The sequence below is a fragment of the Maribacter sp. PR1 genome (genome assembly GCF_028464145.1).
Lineage (GTDB): Bacteria > Bacteroidota > Bacteroidia > Flavobacteriales > Flavobacteriaceae > Maribacter.
On record NZ_JAQPCG010000010.1, the window covers coordinates 98508 to 122748 of the forward strand.

At 40.4% G+C, this 24241-nt stretch carries 21 protein-coding genes and 1 riboswitch; of the genes, 17 read left to right on the forward strand and 4 right to left on the reverse strand.

Translation table 11 applies throughout. From position 1 onward, the window contains the following. Positions 1-29: 29 nt before the first annotated feature. From PP182_RS18745 to PP182_RS18760, 4 genes are all read right to left on the reverse strand, one after another. Positions 30-2300 (reverse strand): xanthine dehydrogenase family protein molybdopterin-binding subunit, encoded by a 2271-nt coding sequence (locus PP182_RS18745; RefSeq protein ID WP_272652803.1) that lies wholly within the window; start codon positions 2298-2300, stop codon positions 30-32. A 5-nt stretch (positions 2301-2305) separates the two neighbouring features. After that, on the reverse strand, positions 2306-2773 hold the full coding sequence (locus PP182_RS18750) for a (2Fe-2S)-binding protein (RefSeq protein WP_272652804.1): 468 nt from the start codon (positions 2771-2773) through the stop codon (positions 2306-2308). 188 nt (positions 2774-2961) lie between these two features. Further along, on the reverse strand, positions 2962-5193 hold the full coding sequence (locus PP182_RS18755; RefSeq protein ID WP_272652805.1) for a xanthine dehydrogenase family protein molybdopterin-binding subunit: 2232 nt from the start codon (positions 5191-5193) through the stop codon (positions 2962-2964). Positions 5194-5223: 30 nt separating this feature from the next. Next, on the reverse strand, positions 5224-5691 hold the full coding sequence (locus tag PP182_RS18760) for a (2Fe-2S)-binding protein (protein WP_272652806.1): 468 nt from the start codon (positions 5689-5691) through the stop codon (positions 5224-5226). A gap of 264 nt (positions 5692-5955) precedes the next feature. On the opposite strand from PP182_RS18760, the gene PP182_RS18765 reads away from it, so the two are divergent. The 17 genes from PP182_RS18765 to PP182_RS18845 all read left to right on the forward strand — a co-directional run bounded on the left by PP182_RS18765 (position 5956) and on the right by PP182_RS18845 (position 24240). Then, positions 5956-6384 carry an RrF2 family transcriptional regulator gene (locus PP182_RS18765; protein WP_272652807.1) on the forward strand — a complete coding sequence of 143 codons (429 nt, stop codon included), beginning with the start codon at positions 5956-5958 and terminating at the stop codon, positions 6382-6384. Positions 6385-6567: 183 nt separating this feature from the next. Then, positions 6568-6831 carry a DUF2061 domain-containing protein gene (locus PP182_RS18770; RefSeq protein ID WP_272652808.1) on the forward strand — a complete coding sequence of 88 codons (264 nt, stop codon included), beginning with the start codon at positions 6568-6570 and terminating at the stop codon, positions 6829-6831. A gap of 10 nt (positions 6832-6841) precedes the next feature. After that, positions 6842-7465 (forward strand): phosphoadenosine phosphosulfate reductase domain-containing protein, encoded by a 624-nt coding sequence (locus tag PP182_RS18775; RefSeq protein ID WP_272652809.1) that lies wholly within the window; start codon positions 6842-6844, stop codon positions 7463-7465. A gap of 9 nt (positions 7466-7474) precedes the next feature. Next, on the forward strand, positions 7475-8413 hold the full coding sequence (gene cysD, locus PP182_RS18780; protein WP_272652810.1) for a sulfate adenylyltransferase subunit CysD: 939 nt from the start codon (positions 7475-7477) through the stop codon (positions 8411-8413). Between the two features lie 11 nt (positions 8414-8424). Further along, a complete protein-coding gene (locus PP182_RS18785; RefSeq protein WP_272652811.1) occupies positions 8425-9672 on the forward strand; it encodes a sulfate adenylyltransferase subunit 1 in 1248 nt (415 codons plus the stop codon). A gap of 115 nt (positions 9673-9787) precedes the next feature. Then, positions 9788-11878 (forward strand): HEPN domain-containing protein, encoded by a 2091-nt coding sequence (locus PP182_RS18790; RefSeq protein ID WP_272652812.1) that lies wholly within the window; start codon positions 9788-9790, stop codon positions 11876-11878. A 5-nt stretch (positions 11879-11883) separates the two neighbouring features. Then, a complete protein-coding gene (gene cobA / locus PP182_RS18795; RefSeq protein WP_272652866.1) occupies positions 11884-12684 on the forward strand; it encodes a uroporphyrinogen-III C-methyltransferase in 801 nt (266 codons plus the stop codon). Continuing rightward, positions 12681-13742, forward strand: a complete 1062-nt coding sequence (locus PP182_RS18800; RefSeq protein WP_272652813.1) for an NAD(P)/FAD-dependent oxidoreductase — start codon at positions 12681-12683, stop codon at positions 13740-13742. Before cobA ends, PP182_RS18800 begins: the two co-directional genes overlap by 4 nt. Before the next feature lie 143 nt (positions 13743-13885). Then, a riboswitch (SAM riboswitch) is annotated at positions 13886-14026 on the forward strand. Positions 14027-14127: 101 nt separating this feature from the next. Next, entirely contained in the window at positions 14128-15132 is a 1005-nt protein-coding gene (locus PP182_RS18805; protein WP_272652814.1) for a homocysteine S-methyltransferase family protein, read from the forward strand. A gap of 2 nt (positions 15133-15134) precedes the next feature. Next, a complete protein-coding gene (gene metH, locus PP182_RS18810) occupies positions 15135-17831 on the forward strand; it encodes a methionine synthase (RefSeq protein WP_272652815.1) in 2697 nt (898 codons plus the stop codon). Positions 17832-17946: 115 nt separating this feature from the next. Further along, a complete protein-coding gene (gene metF, locus PP182_RS18815; protein ID WP_272652816.1) occupies positions 17947-18900 on the forward strand; it encodes a methylenetetrahydrofolate reductase [NAD(P)H] in 954 nt (317 codons plus the stop codon). A gap of 101 nt (positions 18901-19001) precedes the next feature. Beyond that, complete coding sequence (locus PP182_RS18820; RefSeq protein WP_272652817.1) at positions 19002-20099, forward strand: acyloxyacyl hydrolase; 1098 nt, start codon at positions 19002-19004, stop codon at positions 20097-20099. Positions 20100-20102: 3 nt separating this feature from the next. Then, positions 20103-20897 (forward strand): head GIN domain-containing protein, encoded by a 795-nt coding sequence (locus PP182_RS18825; protein WP_272652818.1) that lies wholly within the window; start codon positions 20103-20105, stop codon positions 20895-20897. A gap of 116 nt (positions 20898-21013) precedes the next feature. After that, on the forward strand, positions 21014-21472 hold the full coding sequence (locus PP182_RS18830) for a hypothetical protein (RefSeq protein WP_272652819.1): 459 nt from the start codon (positions 21014-21016) through the stop codon (positions 21470-21472). 86 nt (positions 21473-21558) lie between these two features. Beyond that, on the forward strand, positions 21559-22023 hold the full coding sequence (locus tag PP182_RS18835; protein ID WP_272652820.1) for a hypothetical protein: 465 nt from the start codon (positions 21559-21561) through the stop codon (positions 22021-22023). Positions 22024-22270: 247 nt separating this feature from the next. Then, positions 22271-23098 (forward strand): prephenate dehydratase, encoded by an 828-nt coding sequence (locus PP182_RS18840; RefSeq protein ID WP_272652821.1) that lies wholly within the window; start codon positions 22271-22273, stop codon positions 23096-23098. After that, positions 23095-24240, forward strand: a complete 1146-nt coding sequence (locus PP182_RS18845) for a pyridoxal phosphate-dependent aminotransferase (RefSeq protein WP_272652822.1) — start codon at positions 23095-23097, stop codon at positions 24238-24240. The genes PP182_RS18840 and PP182_RS18845 overlap by 4 nt, the downstream gene beginning before the upstream one ends. Position 24241: the final 1 nt, after the last annotated feature.

Consider the following 24241-nt stretch of genomic DNA (forward strand, 5'->3'; position numbering starts at 1 on the left):
TTATTAGGGCATTAAGGTTCGTTTGACTATTAACCGACCAACGGTGGTTTGTCCGTTATGAAGGGTTGATGATAATGTCTTCTTCCTGTAGCCTTATACAGCGCATTCGCCAAAGCACCCATAATAGGGGGAAATGGCGGTTCGCCCATACCTGTAGGGTCTATGTCATTTTGCACAAAATGTGTTTCAATGGATTTTGGCGCTTCGCTATGCCGAATCAATCTATATCGGTCAAAGTTGTTCTGTTCTGGGGCGCCATCCTTAAAGGTAAGGCCACTATACATGGCATGGCCAATTCCGTCAATAGCTCCTCCTTCGGATAGGTTAGATGCCGCATCCGGATTTACAACAATACCACAATCAATGGCAGCAGTAACTTTTTGTACAATGGGTTTGTTATTTTCCATGACCATATCCAATACTTGGGCTACATAACTCTGGTGGCAGAAGTATGCAGATACCCCTCTGTGTACGCCAGCTTCGGCTTGGCCCCAATTCGCTTTTTCCTTTACTAATTCCAGCACACCTGCATATCGGACGGCATCATAATCGTTGGTTTCCTTTTCCCCGACTGGGTTCTCTTGGGCACGTTTCAATAGTTCCAATCTGAAATCAATTGGGTCCTTGCCCATTTCCTCGGCCAATTCATCCAAAAAGGACTGTTCCGCCCCAGCGATAAAATTGGAGCGTGGGGCTCTAAATGCACCAGTTGTAATATTGGAGTTCATGGTAAAGTCCTCGGCTAAATAATTGTCAATGGCTCCAGCAGGGAATCGATTGGCAAAAATGGGGCTTTCCGGAATTCCCCCTCCCTTTACATGAAATGCTGTCAAATTATTATCTGCATCCAGGGCTGCCCGGTAAGTGGCATAATAGGCGGGGCGATAAATCCCTTGAGTCATATCATCTTCTCGGCTATAGACCAGTTTTACAGGAGCTTTCATCTTTTTAGATATCAAAGCGGTCTCCACCATAAAATGGCCGTACAACCTTCTCCCAAAACCACCTCCTTGTCGTGTCATCTGAATATCAATGCTCTCCAATGGTAATCCCAAAACTTCGGCAACGGCGGGTTCCATCCATTCCGGTGTTTGTGTAGGACCTAATAATTCGGCATGGTCTTCCGTAACATGGGCAAAGAAGTTCATGGGTTCCATGGTATTGTGCGCCAAGAAGGGACAACTATAACTTCGCTCGATTATTTTTGCGGCATTTTTGAAGGCGGTTTCAGGGTCGCCATCTTTACGTGCAACCTTTCCTTTAGTACTGATTAGATCCTTTAGTTTAGTGGTGTGGGTTTCGGAATCTTCCATACCTGCGGGGAAGGTAACTTCCATCTCATTACCGAACATGGTTACGGTTTCCGTAATATCTGATGTGTTTTCCCATTCGACGTTCAGGGCTTTCTTGGCTTGAAATACCTGCCAGGTGCTTTCCCCTACCACAGCGACCAACTCGTTAAAGGCTGTAAAATGGAAGGTATTCTTTTTGTAATCTTCATCATATAGTTTAATGGAAAAAACGTCGTGAATTCCTGGCATTTTTTTGACGGACTCGGCATCAAAGGATTTTAGTTTCATGCCAAAAGCGGGCGGATGTACTAAGGATGCGATCAACATGTCTTCTCGCTGTACGTCCAATCCAAATAAGGGTTGGCCTGTTATTATTTTTTTGCCATCCACATTTTTACGTGATGTTCCAATAATTGAAAAATCCGCAATTTCCTTTAATTCTATTTCTTCGGGTACTTCCAAACTGGCCGCCGCCGACGCCATTTCGCCATATCCAGCGGAATTGCCACTTGCCTCGTGCGAAAGAACACCGGCAATTGCGGTAATTTCCCCGACGGGTACTTGCCAGGTCCTGGCAGCCGCCTCTTTGAGCATTTGCCGTGCAGTTGCCCCTGCCATACGAAGGTTTTGCCAAGAGCTGCTAATTGATCTACTGCCACCAGCTACCTGCCAACTGTACAGATTTGTATTTAATGGAGCTTGCTCAACGACCACATTTTTCCAATCCACCTCCAGTTCGTCGGCCACGATCATGGGCATGGAAGTCCTAACGTTCTGACCAATTTCGGGATTGGGGGACATGATGGTAACCACCCCGTTATCCCCAATTTTTAAATATCCATTGATTTCATACCATTCCTTGGGCATTTCCAGTTCCATGGCTACGGCTTCCGCCCCTTTTGGTTTACAGGAATTCAGCCAGCTAAATCCAAGAACCAGACCACCTCCTGCAAGACTGGTGTTTTTTATAAATGCACGTCTTCCTAGTTTTGTTTTGATATGGGTCATCTGTTCTACGAGTTTTGGTTAGTATTGGCTGCCATTTTTACGGCTTTTTTAATTCGGGTATAGGTCCCGCAACGGCAAATATTTCCGTTCATGGCTTTTTCAATGTCCTCATCCGATGGATTCGGGTTTTTCTTCAGCAAAGCGGAGGCCGTCATAATTTGTCCCGCCTGGCAATAGCCGCATTGTGGAACGTCTACCTCTAACCAAGCTTCTTGAACCGGATGGTCCCCGTTTTCTGATAGCCCCTCGATGGTGGTAATTTCTTGATCACCCACTGATGATACCGGTAATTGACACGATCGGACGGCGTTGTCGCCCAAGTGTACCGTGCAGGCACCGCATTGAGCTATTCCGCAACCGTATTTTGTTCCAACCATTTGTAAATGGTCCCTAAGGACCCAAAGCATTGGTGTCGTGGGATCAACATCGATTTCATGTTGGGACCCATTGATTTTTAAAGAGAATGCTGCCATAATTTTTATAAGTTGTTGTCCTTGTTGAAATTACAAAATATTGCTATGCAAAAGAAAAGTAAAATGGAGAAGTATAAAATAATTGATGTTTATTAACTTTAAAGCCCATGGTATGGGACAGGGAAATAAAAAAGTGTTACCGAAAAATACTCGGTAACACTTTTTTTAATTATAGCTACGGGACAATATTATCCCACAATTTCTTTTTCAAGAATAAACGGTTGATTGTAAACACGTTTTCCGGTGGCCTTGTACATAGCGTTTGCCAATGCCCCGATTACAGGGGGTAAGGAAGGCTCCCCCAACCCTGTCGGGTCAATTCCGTTATCTACAAAATAGGATTCTATCTGTTTGGGTGCCTCAATGTTTCGTATCAAATGATAGGAATCAAAGTTCTGTTGTTGGGGAACTCCATCTTCAAAGGTCATTTGCGAGTACGTGGCATGTCCTATCCCGTCTATGATTCCACCTTCTATTTGATTTTTGGCACTGATCGGATTTATAACGATTCCACAGTCAACGGCACAGACCACTTTGTCCACCATGGGTTTGTTTCCTTCCATGCTCAAATCTAAAACCTGGGCTACATAGGAGTTATGGCAATAGTATGCAGAAACTCCCCTTGCTTTACCATTTCCGGAACCATCCCATTTTGCTTTTTCCTTGACCAATTTCAGTACTCCCGCATAACGTTCTGGATCATAATCGTTTTGCTCTGGATTCCCTACAGGGTCGTTTATGGCTCTATCGAATAATTCCAAACGGAAATCTATAGGATCTTTACCGGCCAATTCGGCTACCTCGTCCATAAAGGACTGTTCTGCACCGGCCATAAAGTTAGACCTCGGCGCTCTCCATGCTCCTGTAGTAATTTTGGTTTGTAAACTTGTTTTTTCAGCCAAATAATTATCTACCGCACCGGCAGGGAACCTATTTTCAAAAACCAAGTCATCATTTGTTCCAGCTCCTTTTACAGACCAGGCTATGAGATTGTTATCCTTATCCAAACCAGCTTTGAACTTCACTTTATAGGCTGGCCGATAAGTGCCTTGTGTCATATCGTCCTCCCGGGAATACACCAATTTAATTGGAGCTTGTGCTTTTTTAGAAATAACGGCGGCCTCAACACCAAAATGTCCATATAGCCTACGACCAAAGCCACCTCCCATACGGGTCATTCCAACATCAATGTTATCAATGGACATATCCAATACAGAGGATAGTGTCTTTTCCAAAAATTCCGGTGTCTGAATAGGTCCTTTTACTTCGGCCTTATCTGCGGTTACATGGGCATAAAAGTTCATCGGTTCCATCGTATTATGTGCTAGGAACGGTGCACTGTAAGTACGCTCAATAACTTTAGCGGCACTCTTAAAAGCTTGGTTGAAATCACCATCACTTCGCGCAGGTGCTTCGACCGGTGCATCTAAAAGTTTGGCCAAATCATCTTCATAGGAGGAGGTACTTTCTAAATCCGATGGACCTTCCCATTCCACTTTCAAAGCTTTTTTAGCTTGCATACATTGCCATGTGCTTTCGCCAACAATAGCCACTAATTGAGCAATTCCGCCACCATCCGACCATTGTTTTTCAACTCCTTCTGGGTAGACATCTACAGGGAAAACATCTTTTATTCCAGGCATGGACTTAACGGATTCCGCATCCATAGATTTATAGGAAAGTCCGAATGCGGGTGGATGAACTATCATGGCGGTTAGCATTCCCTCCTCTTGGACATCTATGCCAAATAGGGGCTTACCGGTCACAATTTTTGGACCATCCACGTTGAGTCTATCGGTACCTATAATGGTAAAATCCTTGATACCTTTCAATTCTACCTCTTCGGGAACTTCAATATTTTCTGGTGGGTCGTCTGGTGACGAAACACCGACCGCAGCGGATGCCAATTCTCCATAACCGGCGGACTTGTTGCTGGCTTCGTGGTACAGCATTCCGTTTGATGTAGTAATTTCTTCTTCTGGGACTTCCCATGCTTTAGCCGCAGCTTGTTTCAGCATTTTTCTCGCAGTTGCACCTGCCATTCTCAATCCTTCCCAACCCGCTCTAATGGATTGGCTACCACCAGCCAGCTGGCGTTGGAATACATCTAAATTTAGCGGCGCCTGTTCAACGATGACATTTTTCCAATCCACATCTAATTCATCCGCTACGATCATGGGCATGGCAGTTTTTACGTTCTGCCCTATTTCCGGATTTGGTGACATAATAGTGACCATCCCATTATCTCCGATTTTTAAGAATCCATTAATGTCGAACCATTCCTTGGGAAGGCTGTTTACTTCCTCAGGTGTCATTTTACAGGAAGCGAGCCAGCTAAAACCAACCATCATTCCACCTCCGGCGAGTGCCGAAGTTCTAATAAAAGAGCGTCTTCCTATTTTTGTTTTTACAAGTGTCATTTCTTTGAATTTTAAGGTGCTTGGTAAGTTTTATGCGTTTTCAGTTGCAGTAGCAGCTGTTTTTATAGCCTTTTTTATACGAGTGTATGTGCCACATCTACAAATATTGCCATTCATTGCAGCTTCTATTTCGGCATCTGAAGGGGAAGGATTGCGTTTTAAAAGTGCGCTGGCACTCATGATTTGACCGGCTTGGCAATAGCCACATTGAGGTACATCCACTTCTAGCCAAGCTTGTTGTACGGGATGCTCCCCATTTTCCGAAAGGCCTTCAATGGTCGTTATTTCTTGATCACCTACGGAAGATACCGGTATTTGGCAAGAACGAACGGCATTGTCTCCAAGGTGGACCGTACAGGCTCCGCATTGTGCAATACCACAACCATATTTAGTACCAACAAGTTTGAGGTGGTCTCTAAGCACCCAAAGCATAGGTGTGTTATCGTCCACATCTACCACTTGGGTATTTCCATTTATTTTTAAGCTGAATTTTGACATAATTAGTTTGTTTAGAATCGGATGCTTCAAGTTAAGAAATAAAGGGATGTAATGGAATAGCGTTTAGAAATATTAACATTATTTATCAATTTAACGTTATCCGTTCAAAAGTTGTAAATCCTTAATGTGGTTTTGTATAGGGATATTTAGCCAATCCAGTTTTTAAATTGGACGGTTAAATGCAAAGGTTTTTTTGATTTTTACAATCAAATTACAGGAAAGAGTTTCGTTTAGGAACCCCTTATTTTTAATTATCTTAGCAGTATGCTTTCTAAAAAGACAAAATATGGGTTAAAGGCACTGGCATATCTTGGATATCAGAAGGACAGGAAGCCTGTTCAGATTTCGGAGATTGCCGAACATGAAAATATTTCCCAAAAGTTTTTGGAAAGTATATTATTGAGTTTGCGTAAATCCGGTTTTTTGAGCTCCAAAAAAGGAAAGGGTGGGGGATACTATCTTCTAAAAGAACCAAACGAAATATACATGACCGATGTCATGCGTGTTTTGGAAGGTCCCATTGCCATGGTTCCCTGCGTAAGTCTCAATTTCTACGAAAGCTGTGAAGACTGTCCCGACGAGAAAAGTTGTTCCGTACATAAACTCATGTTACAGGTTAGGGATAGTGCTTTGGAAGTTTACCGTAATAATACCCTTCAGGATATTCTTTGTGATAAAGAATTAAAGAAATAAAGAAACCTGTCTTTGGGATTCCGCTGTTGATAAATTCTCATTTTGACCCTCTATTTGTTAATAATCTACTAAATCTATAGGGTAATTCTATTTTTTTGGTGTTTCGTTAGTCTAAGAATAAAATTATATTCTATTTTTGAAAACTCTACTAAATAAGTAGGGTATTAAATATAGGAATAAAGGATGATAGCAGATCAACTTATTTTAGATAAGAAAACCAAAAAGGCTAGTTATTCGGAGGACAGGAAGTCTGAAAGACCAATTAGAAGTGTGGCAAAAGCATTCAGTTGGAGGGTTATCGGTACGCTGGATACCTTGTTAATATCCTATTTGCTTACAGGAAAGATTTCAATAGCAGCCTCCATAGCCTCCATCGATTTTGTAACGAAAATGATACTCTATTTTTTTCATGAAAGGTTTTGGAATTTAATAAAATGGGGAAGATAAATTTTTAAATATGGCATTATCAGCGTCACAAGTACAGCAATTAAATTCCCAATTTAAGGGGATTCCACCAGCGGAAATTATTTCGTGGGCCGTTAAGCATGGAAATACCCCCGTAGTAACGACGAACTTTAGGCCTTATGAAGTGGCTATTTTGCATGCGGTTTCCCAAGTAAGCCAAGACATTCCGGTAATTTGGTGTGATACGGGATATAACACCCCAAAAACGTACAAGCATGCGGAGGAGCTTATAGAAAGGTTAAAGTTGAACATTAAACTATATGTTCCAAAACAGACCTCCGCCCATAGGGATGCGGTAATGGGAATTCCTCAAATCGATGATCCCCGTCATGAGGAATTTACCAAGCAGGTAAAATTAGAGCCTTTTTCCAGAGCAATGAATGAGTTTAAGCCCGATGTGTGGTTTACGAACCTTCGTAAAGGTCAGACGGCATTGCGTGACAGTTTGGATATTTTAAGTTTAAGCAAGGATGGAGTCTTAAAAGTAAGTCCTTTCTATCATTACAGTGATACCCAATTAGATACCTATTTAAGGAAGTTTGAACTTCCCAATGAGTACAACTATTTTGATCCCACCAAGGTTTTGGCTAACCGGGAGTGCGGATTACATACATAAAAATTACGCATGGAATTAAAAGAATTAGAAGTACCAACAAAACTGGGTGAAAGCACTGCCCACATCAATGCCTTGGAAAATGAGGCGATTTATATTATCCGGGAGGTTGCTGCACAGTTTGAAAAGCCAGTATTGCTATTTTCAGGAGGAAAGGATTCTATTACCTTGGTTAGGTTAGCTCAGAAGGCTTTTTGGCCTGCAAAGATTCCTTTTCCGCTAATGCACATAGATACCGGGCATAATTTTCCGGAAACTATAGCATTTAGGGATAGGTTGGTAAAAGAATTAGGATTGGAATTGATTGTGCGCAACGTACAGGATTCCATAGACCAAGGAAAAGTAAAGGAGGAGTCGGGAAGGTATTCCAGTAGGAATAGTTTACAAACAACTACGCTATTGGATGCCATAGAGGAATTTAAGTTTGATGCCTGTATTGGTGGAGCGCGCAGGGATGAGGAAAAAGCCCGTGCCAAAGAGCGTATCTTTTCCGTACGGGATGACTTTGGACAGTGGGATGAGCGTAACCAGCGCCCTGAGTTGTTCGATATGTTGAACGGACAGATTGAATTGGGACAGAATGTTCGTGTATTTCCTATTTCCAATTGGACAGAGCTTGACGTTTGGTCCTACATCAAGGAAGAGGAAATTGAGATTCCCTCCATATACTTTGCCCATAAACGTAAAACGTTCTTGAGAGATGGAATGATATGGTCGGCCGAGGACGGAATCGTTTTTAGGGAGGAAGAAGAGGTTGTTGAGGAACGTCTGGTCCGATTTAGAACTGTAGGGGATATGTCCTGTACAGCTGCCGTACTTTCCGATGCAACTAGTATTGATAAAGTAGTAGCGGAAATTAGGGATTCGTCCATTTCTGAACGTGGAGCAAGAATTGATGATAAGCGGTCCGAAGCGGCTATGGAAAAAAGAAAACAACAAGGATACTTTTAATAAACAGAAAAATGGAAGTACTAAAAATAGCAACAGCAGGTAGTGTGGATGATGGTAAGAGTACCTTGATTGGAAGAATACTTTACGATACAAAATCCTTGACTTCGGATAAGTTGGAGGCCATTGAGAAAACAAGTAAACAGAAAGGATACGATTATTTGGATTTTTCCTTGGCTACGGATGGTTTAGTTGCGGAGCGAGAGCAGGGAATCACCATTGATGTGGCGCACATTTACTTTTCTACGGCAAAGAAAAGCTATATCATAGCAGATACTCCAGGTCATGTGGAGTATACGCGTAATATGGTTACGGGAGCCTCGACTTCCCAAGCGGCCATTATACTGATTGATGCCCGTAAAGGTGTTATAGAACAGACCAATCGACACTTTTTCATCAATAATTTATTGCGAATTAAAGAGGTAGTCGTGGCTATAAATAAAATGGACTTGGTTGATTTTTCCGAAGAACGATATAATGAAATTAAAGCGGATTTTGAAAAGTTAATGGATAAACGGGATTATGCAGATCAGAAAATTACGTTTGTTCCGGTTAGTGCACTGAAGGGAGATAATGTGGTAAATAAATCCGAAAATACACCATGGTATAAAGGTGAAACCTTATTGGAACATTTGGAAGGACTAGATCTTGCTGCGGTTTCCAATGTAGGTACACCTCGTTTTCCGGTACAATATGTGATACGGCCAAAAACAGAAGAACATCATGATTTTCGAGGTTTTGCCGGTAAGGTATATGGTGGCGAACTTAGTGTAGGGGATGAGGTAATTGCCCTGCCTTCCCAGACCCGTTCCAAAATCAAGGAAATTTATGTGTACGATAAAAAATACAAAACAGCTTCAAGGAGGTCTTCTGTTACCATCACCTTAGAAGACGAAATTAATCTGAGCAGGGGGGATATGTTGGTTAAAGCAAATGACCTACCCACAATCGAAAAGCAATTTACCGCTACCATTTCTTGGATGGACTCAAAACCATTGTCAGCTGGTAATAAATATGTTGTGCAGCATGGTGTTAACAAGGTATTGGCGAAAGTGAATCAAGTTCATCATAAAATAGCCCCGGACTATTCGGGAGTGGACAAGGAAGCTGAGAACTTAGGTATGAATGATATTGCCGAGGTAAGCTTCAGATTGAATAAGCCTATTTTTTATGACAAGTTCAAGAATCATAGAACCAACGGTTCTTTTATATTGATCGATACACAATCCAATAGCACGGTGGGTGCTGGATTTATAAGTTAAAATATAGAGTAGGCTAAATGTAGAACGGTGGAATACTTTGCTATTTAATATATGAAATCTATAGGATAAATAGAATAAAATAGAAAAGTCTATTCAAATTAAATACGAATAATAGATGCAGAGTTTTAGAACAGAAATAGAAAATCCGATTGTAGAAAAGGATATCCTAGAGTTGGAACGTAAAATTCACGAATTTCACGGCGGAAAGTTGGATGAGGAGAAATTCCGAAGTCTGCGGTTGGCCAGGGGAGTTTACGGACAGCGTCAACAGGGGGTTCAAATGATTCGAATCAAGTTACCCTATGGAAAGGTTACTTCTAAACAACTGCATCGTATTTGTGATGTTTCGGACGAATATTCTAGAGGAAGACTACATATTACCACGAGGCAGGATATTCAAATCCATTATGTGGATTTAAATAGGACACCGGAACTTTGGGCTGAACTGGAAAAAGATGATATTACCTTACGGGAGGCCTGCGGTAATACGGTAAGAAATGTGACGGCCAGTGAAACAGCCGGGATTGATGTGGAAGAACCTTTTGATGTTTCGCCTTATGCCCATGCTCTTTTTCAATACTTTCTAAGAAACCCGGTGAGTCAGGAAATGGGTAGAAAGTTTAAGGTTTCCTTTTCAGCATCAGATAAGGACACTGGACTTTCCTATATGCATGACCTTGGGTTTATCGCTAAAATTGAGGATGGTGTCAAAGGTTTTAAAGTAATGCTCGGTGGAGGATTGGGATCCCAGCCTAGACATGCGGATGTGTTATATGAATTTTTGCCTTCGGAAAAGATTATCCCCTTGATGGAAACAGTGGTTCGAGTTTTTGACCGCTATGGAGAACGAAAAAGCAGGGCAAAAGCCAGAATGAAGTTCTTGTTGAAGGATGTTGGCTTGGATGGTTTTAAAAAACTATTGGAGGAAGAGCGGAAGGCAATTCCACATAAAATATTCCCAATTGATGCCTTGGCCTATCCTAAAATAAAACTTTCCGAAGTAGATGCGCCAGAGGTAGAAATTGAGAATAAAAACGAATTTGAAAAATGGAAATCTACCAACATTGTGCCTCAAAAACAGTCAGGTTTTGTTGCGATAGGTATTAAGGTCTTATTAGGTGATTTTTATACGGATAAGGCGCGGTCACTAGCAGATTTGGTTCAAAAATATGCTGCAGGGGAAATTCGATTGTCCTTACGGCAAAATATATTAATTCCCTTTGTAAAAGAGGAGGCCATACCATTTTTCTATAGGGAACTAAAAAAAATGGGATTTGCCGAGGCGGGTTATAATAAGGCTTTGGATATTACAGCTTGTCCTGGTACTGATACCTGTAACCTAGGTATAGCGAGTAGCACCGGTATCGCCGAAGAACTGGAACGAGTAATTAAGGCCGAATATCCTCAATATATTGATAATCCGGATGTGGTTATTAAAATCAGTGGATGTATGAATGCTTGTGGTCAACATAATATGGCCAATATAGGTTTTCAGGGAATGTCCGTTAGAACCAAGGATAAATTGGTGGCTCCTGCTTTACAGGTATTATTGGGAGGCGGAAATGATGGAAATGGAAATGGACGGTTTGCGGATAAGGTAGTAAAGGTGCCAAGTAAGCGAGGACCCGAGGCTTTACGTTTAATCTTAAATGATTTTGATGCAAACGGCAATGGAAGATCATTTCCCGATTATTATGCTGAAAAGGGACAAATGTATTTCTACGATTTCTTGACCCATTTATCTAGTGTGGATGATTTAACTGCAGATGACTTTGTTGATTGGGGGAATTCTGAAAGATATGAGAAGGCAATAGGTGTCGGAGAATGTGCAGGTGTAGTCATTGATTTGATAGCAACCTTACTTTTTGAGAGCGAGGAAAAAATTCAAAATGCCCAAGAAAAATTCGAAGAAGGAAAATGGGCAGCAAGCATTTATCATGCTTATGCCTCAATGGTAAATTCGGCCAAGGCGATGTTGACATCCGAAAAAACCAAAGTAAATACACACGCGAGCATTATAAAGGATTTCGATGAAAAATTTGTAGCCGATGGTAGAATTGAGGTCGATGGAGGTTTTGGGAATAGGGTCTTAAGCATAAACAAAAACGAACCTACTAAGGAATTTGCGGCAAGATATTTAAAGGATGCAAAGGCCTTCTTAGTTTCCGTAGAGAAGTACAGGGAACAAGAGTTAGCTGAGGTGTAGTGAAGATGAGAGTTCAACATAAAAAATATAACATAGGAAGCCAAAGCCGCGGTCGATTAACGGTGATTGGAGCCGGTCCTGGTGACCCAGAACTGATTACACTCAAAGCGATTAAGGCTTTGGAAGTTGCGGATGTGGTTCTATACGATGCACTGGTCAACGATGAATTGTTGAAATATGCATCGAATGCGGAAAAAATTTTTGTTGGAAAACGTAAGGGCTGCTATACGTATCAACAGAATCAAATAAACGATCTTATTATTTCAAGAGCACAATCCCATGGTCACGTGGTACGATTAAAAGGAGGTGATCCATTCGTTTTTGGTCGCGGCGCAGAGGAAATGGAATTTGCCGCTTGCCATGGACTGGAAACGGCTATGGTTCCTGGTATATCATCAAGTCTTAGTGTTCCGGCATATCAAAATATTCCGGTCACCAAAAGAGGGGCTTCGGAGAGTTTTTGGGTAATTACGGGAACAACGAAACATCACAAATTGTCCAATGATGTTGCTCTGGCGGCTAAAAGTAACGCCACTGTGGTCATCCTCATGGGAATGTCCAAATTATCTCAAATTGTGTCACTTTTTAAACAAGAGGAAAAAGGTAATACGCCAATTGCCATCATCCAAAATGGAACAAGGAGTGATGAAAAAATTGGTGTAGGCACCATATCTAACATTGAAAAGGAAGTAGAAAAAAACAAACTGTCCAATCCGGCGATTATTATAATTGGGGAAGTGGTGAACCACAGGACAAGAATGAATCAGATAGTTGAAGCACAAATGCAATTAAGTCAGGAAGTATGATTAAAACAGATATAGTTATCATTGGCGCTGGGCCAACAGGTTTATTTACGGTTTTTGAAGCGGGATTATTAAAATTGAAATGCCATTTAATTGATGCCTTGGCCCAACCAGGGGGGCAGTGTTCGGAAATTTACCCTAAAAAGCCCATTTATGATATTCCTGCCTTTCCGGAAATTTTGGCGGGCACCTTGGTGGATAATCTTATGGAACAAATAAAACCTTTTGAGGCTGGATTTACTTTGGGAGAACGAGCGGAAACCTTGGATAAACAGGAAGACGGTTCTTTTATCGTTACTACGAACAAAGGCACACTACACCATGCTCCAGTAGTAGTAATTGCAGGTGGTTTGGGCTCTTTTGAACCTAGGAAGCCACCTATTTCAAATATCGTAGATTTTGAAGATAAGGGGGTCGCCTATATGGTAAAGGATCCGGAAGTATACCGGAACAAGAAAGTGGTCATTGCCGGAGGTGGTGATTCGGCTTTGGATTGGGCTATTTTCTTGGCCGATGTAGCAGCGGAAGTTTCGTTAGTGCATCGCCGAAATGAATTCCGAGGTGCCTTGGATTCTGTGGAAAAAGCATCGGCACTTGCCAAGTTGGGTAAGATTAAATTGTTTACGGAAGCTGAGGTAAAGAAACTTTACGGCGATGAAAAATTAGAGGCAGTGGTTATAAAGCACAATAACGAGGATAAGGGTGAAACTTATCTAGAAGTGGATAATTTTATTCCATTATTTGGCTTATCTCCTAAACTAGGACCTATTGGCAATTGGGGATTGGAGATTGAAAAAAATGCCATTAAAGTGAACAATGCAAAGGATTATCAAACCAATATTCCTGGTGTTTTTGCTATTGGTGATGTAAACACCTATGAAGGAAAGTTGAAACTTATCCTTTCAGGATTTCATGAAGCTGCGGTTATGTGTCAGTTTGCCTACCAAATTATAAATCCAGGGAAGCGATATGTAATGAAATATACAACCGTTGGCGGGGTGCAAGGCTTTGATGGTTCCAAGAAAGAAGCAAAAAAAGAAGTGGTTCAAAGTATAGCCTAACTTCTGTTTCTATGAAAAAGTAACCCTTCAAGTGTAATAATTGAAGGGTTTTTCTGTTATTTAAATGAATCAAAAAATAACATGAATATTTGCTTTTAATCAGGTAGAGCCGTTACTTTGCCCACGTTCATTTAAACACTGAAAAGTTATCAAGAAAGGTGGAGGGAATAGACCCATAGAAGCCTTGGCAACCCTTGGTCTACCTTTGTTATTAAGGTCTAAGAAGGTGCTAAATTCTACCATTGCTTGGTTGATTGTTTATCAAGTATCATGGCAGATAACAAAAAAGGCTTTGGTCTTCATTCTTCCTACTTGATTTTCTTATTATGTTTTAAAATGACGTTTAATTCTGGCAACTGCCCGTAGGTGTATTTATGTAAATGAAATGAGTAATATAAAACAAGAGCTTCAGAAAAGAATTTTAGTGTTGGATGGTGCCATGGGTACGATGTTGCAACAATATAAATTTACGGAGGCCGATTTCCGAGGAGAGCGTTTTAAAAACTGGCATATCGATGTTAAGGGAAATAACGATATGTTGGCATTGACCCAACCCGAAGCCTTGGCGGATGTCCATCGAAAATATTTGGAAGCAGGAGCCGATATTATTGAGACCAACACATTTTCCAGTACTACCATAGCCATGGCAGATTACGAAATGGAGAAATTTGTTTACGATTTAAACTACGAATCGGCCATTATCGCTAAAAAGGTTGCGGAAGAATTCACTTTAAAAACCCCTGAGAAACCAAGATTCGTGGCGGGTAGTATGGGACCAACCAACAAAACCGCAAGTATGTCCCCAGATGTGAACGATTCTGGATTCAGGGCCATTAGCTTTGACGAATTACGTGTAGCCTACAAGCAGCAGGTAGAAGCACTGATGGATGGAGGAGTAGATTTATTGTTGATTGAAACCATAACGGATACCTTAAACTGCAAGGCGGCGTTGTTTGCCATAGAAGAAGCGAAGGAAGAACGAAATATTGATATTCCCGTGATGGTTAGTGGTACCATCACCGATGCTTCAGGTAGAACTTTGACTGGTCAAACAGCTGAGGCATTTTTGATTTCGGTTTCACATATTCCACTGTTATCCGTAGGTTTTAATTGTGCCTTAGGCGCGAAGGATTTAGTTCCCCACTTGGAAGTACTTTCCCAAAAAAGTGAATTTGGAATTTCCGCACATCCCAATGCCGGACTTCCCAATGCTTTTGGGGAATACGACCAAAGTCCTGAACAAATGGCGAGTCAAATTAAGGAGTATCTGGATAAAGGGTTGATTAATATTATTGGAGGTTGTTGTGGAACCACTCCCGCCCATATTAAAGCAATTGCTGATTTGGTTAAGGATTACAAGCCAAGGCCATTAATGGTAGAGCAGGTATAGATATGGAAAGCAAACAATCAAAATACCTTAAACTTAGCGGTCTGGAACCTTTGGTAGTGACGCCGGAGAGTAATTTTATAAATGTTGGAGAACGAACCAACGTCGCGGGGTCAAGGAAATTCTTAAGGCTTATAAAAGAAGAGAAATTTGAGGAAGCTCTGGATATTGCAAGAGATCAGGTAGAGGGAGGAGCTCAAATCATCGATATTAATATGGATGATGGGTTAATAGATGGTAAGGAAGCCATGGTGAAATTCCTTAATCTAGTAATTGCCGAACCTGATATCTCAAGGGTTCCCATTATGATCGATAGTTCCAAATGGGAAATTATAGAAGCCGGCCTACAGGTAGTTCAGGGTAAATGTGTGGTTAATTCCATAAGCCTCAAAGAAGGGGAGGAAGAATTTATTCATCATGCCAAATTGATAAAGCGATATGGGGCAGCCGTAATCGTTATGGCTTTTGATGAAGTTGGTCAGGCAGACAATTACGACCGGCGTATAGAAATTGCACAGCGTTCCTATGATATTTTAGTGGACAAGGTAGGTTTTCCGCCGGAGGATATCATTTTTGATCTTAATATTTTCCCTGTCGCTACGGGAATGGAGGAACATAAACTCAATGCGCTTGACTTTATAAAAGCAACAAAGTGGGTAAGGGAAAATTTACCATATTGTAGCGTCAGTGGTGGTGTAAGTAATGTGTCTTTTTCATTTCGTGGTAATAATCCAGTCCGAGAGGCCATGCATTCTGTGTTCTTATTCCATGCTATTAAGGCAGGAATGAATATGGGTATCGTTAACCCAAATATGTTAGAGGTTTATGATGATATCCCCAAAGACCTTTTGGAGCATGTGGAGGATGTGATGTTAAATCGTCGAGACGATGCAACGGAGCGTCTATTGGAATTTGCAGAATCCGTAGTTGGTAAAGCAAAGGAAAGCAAGGTGGATAATTCTTGGCGAGAGGAGCCATTACAGGAACGTATTACCAGAGCTCTGGTCAAAGGTATCGATCAATTTATTGTAGAAGATGTAGAAGAGGCCCGGCAAGCATCGGACAAACCCATACAAGTAATTGAAGGTCATTTAATGACCGGGATGAACGTGGTTGGGGATTTGTTCGGTAGTGGAAAAATGTTCTTGCCACAAGTGGTGAAATCTGCACGGGTAATGAAAAGGGCAGTAGCTTATCTATTACCTTATATTGAAGAGGAGAAGTTGGCAAACCCACAAGAAGGGGATTCAGAAGGTGCCGGGAAAATTCTAATGGCGACCGTAAAGGGGGATGTTCATGATATAGGAAAGAATATTGTAAGTGTTGTATTGGCCTGTAACAATTATGAAATAATTGACCTGGGGGTTATGGTACCGCCGGAGAAAATCATTTCCGAGGCTATTTCCCAAAGAGTGGACATTATTGGTCTAAGCGGGCTGATTACACCTTCCTTAGATGAAATGGTACATCTGGCCAAGGAGATGCAGCGCAATAATTTTAGTATTCCTTTATTAATTGGAGGGGCGACAACCAGTAAAGCGCATACCGCGGTTAAAATAGACCCACAATATAAGGAAGCTGTAGTCCATGTAAACGATGCATCCAGAGCGGTTACCGTTGTTGGCGATTTATTGCAAAAAGGAACTTCCGCTGCATATAAAAAATCCATTAAGGAGGACTATGATGATTTTAGGGATAAGTTTTTAAAGCGATCTGTAAAAAAAGAATATAAATCTATTGAAAAAGCTAGGGAGAATAGCTTTAAAATCGATTGGGAAGCTACAAATATTTGCGAGCCCCATGCCCGCGGCATACATGTTTTGGAAGACCAAGAATTAGATAAATTGGTACCGTATATAGATTGGACTCCTTTCTTTAGAAGTTGGGAACTACATGGTAAATATCCCGCTATTTTAACCGACGAGGTGGTTGGGGAGCAAGCGACCGATTTATTTTCCGATGCCCAAAATATGCTTAAGAACATCTTGAACAAGAAACAGCTTAAGGCAAAGGCCGTATTTGGATTATTTCCGGCAAATGCAATAAACACAGATGATATCGAGGTCATGAATCCCGATGATGGAAATATGTATGTGTTTAGAACCCTAAGACAACAGTTACAGCGCAGGGAAGGCGTTGCAGATTATGCGTTGGCCGATTTTATAGCTCCAAAAGAAAGTGGTGTACAGGATTATATTGGTGCTTTTTGTGTGTCCACCGGTTTTGGAACTGCAGAGCTGGCAACCAAATTTGAAAAGAACCTGGATGACTACAATTCTATCATGATCAAAGCTCTGGCAGATCGATTGGCGGAGGCATTTGCCGAATATTTACATAAAGAGATACGAACGCATTATTGGGGATACGCCAAAGAAGAATACTTGAGCAATGAGGAATTGATAAAAGAGAAGTACAAAGGAATTCGTCCGGCACCGGGTTACCCGGCATGTCCTGACCATTTGGAAAAATTGACCATTTGGGAATTACTTAAAGTTGAAGAAAAAATTGGGGTAAAGCTAACGGATAGTCTGGCCATGTGGCCAGCGGCCTCCGTTTCGGGATATTATTTTGCCAATCCGGAAGCGCGATATTTTGGTGTTGGAAAAATTAAGGAGGACCAAGTGGCGGATTATGCCCAAAGAAAGGGCATAAGTTTGGAAAAAGCCAAAAAATGGCTGGCTCCGAGTATTGCCGAGGATTAAATGCGTTAGGTATCGAAGCGGTATCTTTTTTAAATCATTGATTTGAAATAATATAGCGGAGAGCCCGACCTTTAGGTAACGCCATTAAATTGAATTGAGATAATTTTCATCATAAATGAAAGTAACTGAACATATTAAACAAGCTAATGGGAAGACCTTGTTTTCCTTTGAATTGATTCCGCCCGTTAAAGGAAGAAGTATACAAGAGCTCTACGATAATATTGATCCCTTAATGGAGTTTAAGCCTCCCTTTATTGATGTAACTACTTCAAGAGAGGAGTATGTTTATATTGATAAAGACGGCCTATTGGAAAAGAAAGTTACCCGGATGCGCCCGGGAACCGTGGGAATTTGTTCCTCGATTCAACATAAATATCACGTGGATACCGTACCCCATCTTTTATGCGGTGGCTTTACAAAAGAAGAAACTGAATATGTACTGGTAGACTGCCATTATTTGGGTATAGACAATGTAATGGCACTTCGGGGAGATTCCATGAAGGAAGAACGATATTTTACGCCAACTGAGGGGGGACATTGCTACGCCAAAGAATTGGTAGGACAGATACGTAACCTTAGCAGTGGACGGTATTTACATGAAACTATCGACTCTGATGATAATGCCGATTTCTGCATTGGTGTGGCAGGGTATCCTGAGAAACACTTGGAAGCCCCGTCCTTACAAACCGACCTTAAGCGATTAAAGGAAAAAGTGGATGCCGGAGCTGATTATGTGGTAACTCAAATGTTTTTTGATAATCAAAAGTATTTCGAATTTGTAGAGGCCGCTAAAGATTTAGGGATTAATGTACCGATAATACCGGGAATAAAACCGGTGGCCGTTAAACGACATTTGCAGTTATTGCCCCAAGTGTTTCGGATCGATATTCCGCAAGACTTGATTGATGCTGTTGAAAATTGTAATAGTAATAAGGAGGTCCGACAGGTTGGAGTTGAATGGGCCATTCAACAATCCAAAGAACTTAAAGCGTCGGGTGTACCTGTGCTGCATTACTACTCCATGGGAAAATCGGACAATATTAAAGCGATCGCCAAAGCGGTATTCTAAACGAAACTACCAGTTTTTAATCTAGATAGTTCAAAGTATCTATCAAAAAGAACAATTATCTGTTACTGACTAGTTAGGACTATTACCTATTTTTGCGCTCCATGAAGCTAAGGTGTTTTTTGTACGTTTTCTTAATTAGTGCAATCGGCTTTTCCCAAAATGTTGATATCAAAAAACATACCTTGGATTTTAGTCAATTTTATGGTTCGGTCCTGCTTCATAATCCGGATATATCCCACTTAATTTCCAATCACCCCGGGGGTTTTATTATAGGCTACAATAGAAAAACCTATGGTTCCCGAGAATGGGAGGAACTCTATAACTATCCGGATTACGGTGCCTCGTTCATCTATCAGGACATGAACAATAGTACTTTGGGGAAAAACCTGGGAATCTATGCCCACTATAACTTTTACTTTTTAAAAAGGAACATACAGTTTAGAATAGGTCAGGGTATTGCCTACACGACCAACCCCTATGATAAAGTAGAAAATTTTAGAAACAATGCTTATGGTTCTGATTTTATGAGTTCAACCTATCTGATGCTCAATTATCATAAGGAGAACATTATTGGGGGGTTGGGGTTAAAGGCTGGAGTGTCCGTTATTCATTATTCCAATGGTAATTTTAGGTCGCCAAATACTTCTACAAATACATTTGCCTTGAATTTGGGCCTTACCTATGATTTGGACGGAGGTCAGGAACTTGAATACATAACCAATGCAGATAGGAAAAAAATAAGAGAGCCGATAAAATATAATTTAGTTTTAAGGGGTGGTCTTAATGAGAGTGATGTTATCGATTCCGGACAATACGGATTCTTAATTTTCTCCGCTTATGCGGATAAAAGGTTGGGAAGAAAGAGTGCCATACAATTGGGTGGTGATATTTTCTTTTCAAATTTCCTCAAGGAACTGATTCGTTTTCAAGGTACTTCATTTCCTGAAATGGGCGTACAGCCCGATGATGATTTTAAAAGGGTAGGTGTTTTTCTGGGTCATGAGTTGTTTATAAACAGTATGTCGGTCATTACCCAACTGGGCTATTATGTATATTATCCGTTTGATTTTGAAGGTAGAATGTATAATAGAATCGGTTTAAAACGGTATTTTGGAGACAAGTTGTTTGGAGCTATTACGCTAAAGTCTCATGGTGCGGCAGCTGAAGCCGTTGAATTTGGCGTAGGAATTAGATTTTAATTCATGGGAAAGTTGAAGAAATACTGGAAAAGAGGTTTGATTACCATACAGAAGGTTGTGGTGGTTTTGATACTAAGTACAAATATCTCCTGTAATTCGGAAAATGCATCGGATTGTTTACAAACAGCAGGGGATTTGGTTCGGGAGGAAATAGCAGTCCCAGAATTCAGCAAAATAACAGTATTCGAAAAAGTTGCCCTTGTTCTTTCTGAAGGGGAAGCCCAAAAAGTGGAACTCGAGACAGGTGAAAACCTAAGGGAGGAAGTATCCATTTCGGTGGAAGGTGACCGCCTTATCCTTAGAAATGAAAATGGATGTAATTTATTTAGGGATTATGGTTTAACTACCGTTTATGTCACCTCTCCAAATATAACTGAATTAAGAAGCAGTACTGGGCTTCCCATAAAAAGTAATGGTGTGTTGGCCTATCCAAGTTTGACTTTACTTTCAGAAAGTTTTACAGTTCCGGAAGCTGAAACAACCGATGGAGAATTTGATCTGGAATTAAATACGGGTACTTTAAGAGTTGTTGTTAATGGTATTGCCTATTTTAAATTAAGAGGGACTTCTGAAAACTTCAATATTAATATAGCTGCGGGTGATTCAAGGATTGAGGCACAAGAGTTACTGGCCCAAACGGTTTCAATTAATCACCGGGGAAGCAATGATATGTTGGTCAACCCCCAAGCATCTATTTCTGGAACTATTCGTGGAAATGGCGATGTTATTTCCTATAACCGTCCCGAAGTTGTCGATGTTACTGAAATTTTTAACGGTCGGTTGATTTTTAAGGATTAATTCTTAGGGTTGCTTCTGTTTGTGATTCTACCTAAAGTGCTTATTAAAAACGTGTTAAAGATGCTTTATTTTTATTTTGTTTAATTAATGATGTTTACATTTAAACAAAAAATAACATGAAAAAAGTAATACACCTAGCATCGTTTTTATCTCTACTATTTTTTGCAAATCAATTTTATGCTCAGGAGATAACCGTCTTCCAAGGCATGTGGGGAGATGAATTTTATCAGGATAAGGATAAAATGACCTGGAAGGAATTTGGTATGGCTATGGATTCAAATCCTGCCTCGGAAGTTTATTGGTCAAAATCCAAAAAGCAATTTGGGGTAACATTTGCAGCAGCCACGGCAAATCTGGGATTTGGAATTTGGTACTTGGTAAATGAAAATAATGACAATGAAACAACGGCGCCAATCATTGGCTTTGCCAGCACTGCTGTTGTAGGTTCAATTTTTTACTGTCTGGCCAATAAGAGCAAGAAAAATGCCATATTAGAGTTTAATGATAGTCTTGGTAAAACCACCTATAGATTGGTTCCTGCAGATAGGGGAGTAGGCTTGGCATTAAAATTCTAGGCAACCGTTTTTCGAAATTTTAAGTTAGAGTCGGCCTAAGTTAATTTGTTTTTCAGATATTGGATTTCTAAATCCAAAAAAATTTTATGAAAACATTTTTCTTTATTGCCCTTTCAGTCTTTCTCTTTATTGAAGCGCAGGCTCAGGAAATAACTTTTTTTCCCGGTTTATGGAGTGTTGAATATTATCAAGATGATAATAGAATAACCAAGCAGGAACTAAGGGAAATGTTTGATAAAAACGAGGAAGTTAAGGAGTATTGGAAAAAGTCAAATACCTATTCTACGTTGGGTTATGTATCCCTGCTAAGCGAAGGTGTTGGTGCTTTTTGGTTGGCATCCAAATTAAATACAGATTATCCGAATGAGACTATTGCTCCGCTAGGAGTCACTCTTGGTTTTGCTACGATTGCATTAATTTTTTTGCATTCGGCAAACAAAAACGCCAAGAAGGCCATCCTTACCTATAACAAACAGTTTGATAATCGTACTTCCTTTAAATTGGTACCAACGAGCAATCAAAACGGGGTGGGATTGGCATTGAAGTTTTAGTAGACTTTAAAATAAGATTTTCAATGTTTGCCATAAAATTTTAAAAAACTCTACGGACATTTCTTGGGTATTTAAATATAATTACTACATTAGCCCCTGTTTTAAAGATTATGATAAAGCAATATTTCTGGAACGGTTTCTATTTTTACTTCTTTTTTCAAAGAGGTGAGGGACTGTTGTAGTATATTGATGAAAATATAACTCATAAGGTCCCGTGAAAAACGGGACTTTTTTTTTAGTATAAATCGTGCCATTGAGAATTGCCATACAGGGAATAAAAGGTTCCAATCATCATCAAGTAGCAAAGAACTACTTTGATGAGGAGGTTGAAATGGTTGAATGCCTTTCGTTTGATGCTGTCGTAGATCAATTACTGCAGAAAAAAGCGGATAAGGGTGTTATGGCCATTGAAAACTCCATTGCGGGTTCTATAATTCCAAATTACGCCCTAGTACACCAAAATAACTTACATATTATTGGAGAGTATTATTTAAATATCCATCACAATTTGATGGTATTGAATGGCCAAAAATTTGAGGATATCAAGGAAGTCAGTTCACATCCCATGGCTTTATTACAATGTAAGGAATTCTTTAAGGATTTCCCCAGTATAAGATTAGTAGAGGATGTGGATACTGCTGAAACCGCAAAGCGAATACACGAGCAAAAATTGGGACACGTGGCGGCAATTGCACCAAAGGTCGCAGCGGAATTATATGATTTGGACATCGTAGCGGATAACATACAAACCATTAAAAATAATTCTACTCGTTTTATCATTGTAAAAACAAAAAATAAAGAGCTTCCAAAGGAAGAAATCAATAAAGCTTCTTTGCGATTTCTCACGGACCATAAGCGTGGCAGTTTAGCTACTGTGCTTAACGTTATGAGCGATTGTAATTTGAACCTTACGAAGATTCAGTCTTTGCCCGTAATTGAAACGCCTTGGAAATACGCCTTTTTTGTAGATGTTACTTTTAATAAATATGGTGATTTTGATAAAGCTAAATTGCTGTTGAATATCATGTTGGAGGATATGAAGATTTTAGGGGAATATAAAAATGCCATGTTATGATAAAGACGGCAGAACGATTAAAATCCGTACAGGAGTACTATTTCTCTAAAAAACTCAGAGAAGTTCGTGGTTTAATGGCACAGGGTAAGCCAATTATCAACATGGGCATTGGAAGTCCGGACTTAGCACCATCTACAGAGGTGATTCGTAGTGTGCAAAACGCCATATTGGAGGAAGGAGCTCATCAATATCAGAGTTACCAAGGACTTCCCGAACTAAGAATTGCAATAGCTACTTTTTACCAGGATAGATTTGGTGTCAATGCGGACCCATCCCATGAAATTCTTCCATTAATGGGTTCTAAAGAAGGGATTATGCATATCAGCATGGCCTTTTTAAACAAAGGGGATCAGGTATTGGTTCCGGACCCAGGTTACCCCACATATACCTCGGTAACCAAATTAGTTGAGGCTGAGCCTGTATATTACAATCTTACGGAAGGGAACGGCTGGTTTCCTAATCTGGATATTTTGGAGTCCCAAGATTTGAGTAAAGTAAAATTAATGTGGGTAAGTTACCCCCATATGCCAACAGGGGCAACGGCCTCTCGGGAACAATTTTCAAAGTTGGTTGCTTTCGCCAAAAGAAACGATATTTTATTGGTCAACGACAACCCCTACAGCTTTGTGCTCAATCCTAAGCCTATAAGTATTCTTGGTATCGATGGAGCCAAGGATGTTTGTTTGGAACTAAATTCACTAAGTAAGACCTTTAACATGGCTGGCTGGAGGGTTGGTTTTGTTCTTGGGAATGCGGCTTACATTGAAGCAATTTTAAAGGTGAAGAGTAATATGGATTCCGGGATGTTTTATGGAATACAGAAAGGAGCAATTGCGGCTTTGGAAAGTACAGATGAATGGTATAGCAACCTCAATGAAGTATATAAGGAAAGGCGAGATCTTATTTTTAAACTTGCAAAGAAATTAGGGTGTAGTTATGATGAGCATGCCGTGGGGATGTTCGTTTGGGCCAAATTGCCTATGGGTATTGATTCTTCGGAGGAATTTATAGATAATATTCTACACGATAAGGATATTTTCATCACACCAGGTACAATTTTTGGCAATAATGGAGAAGGTTATATTCGTTTTTCCTTGTGTGTAACAAAAAATAAAATTCAGGAAGCTATAGATAGATTATAAA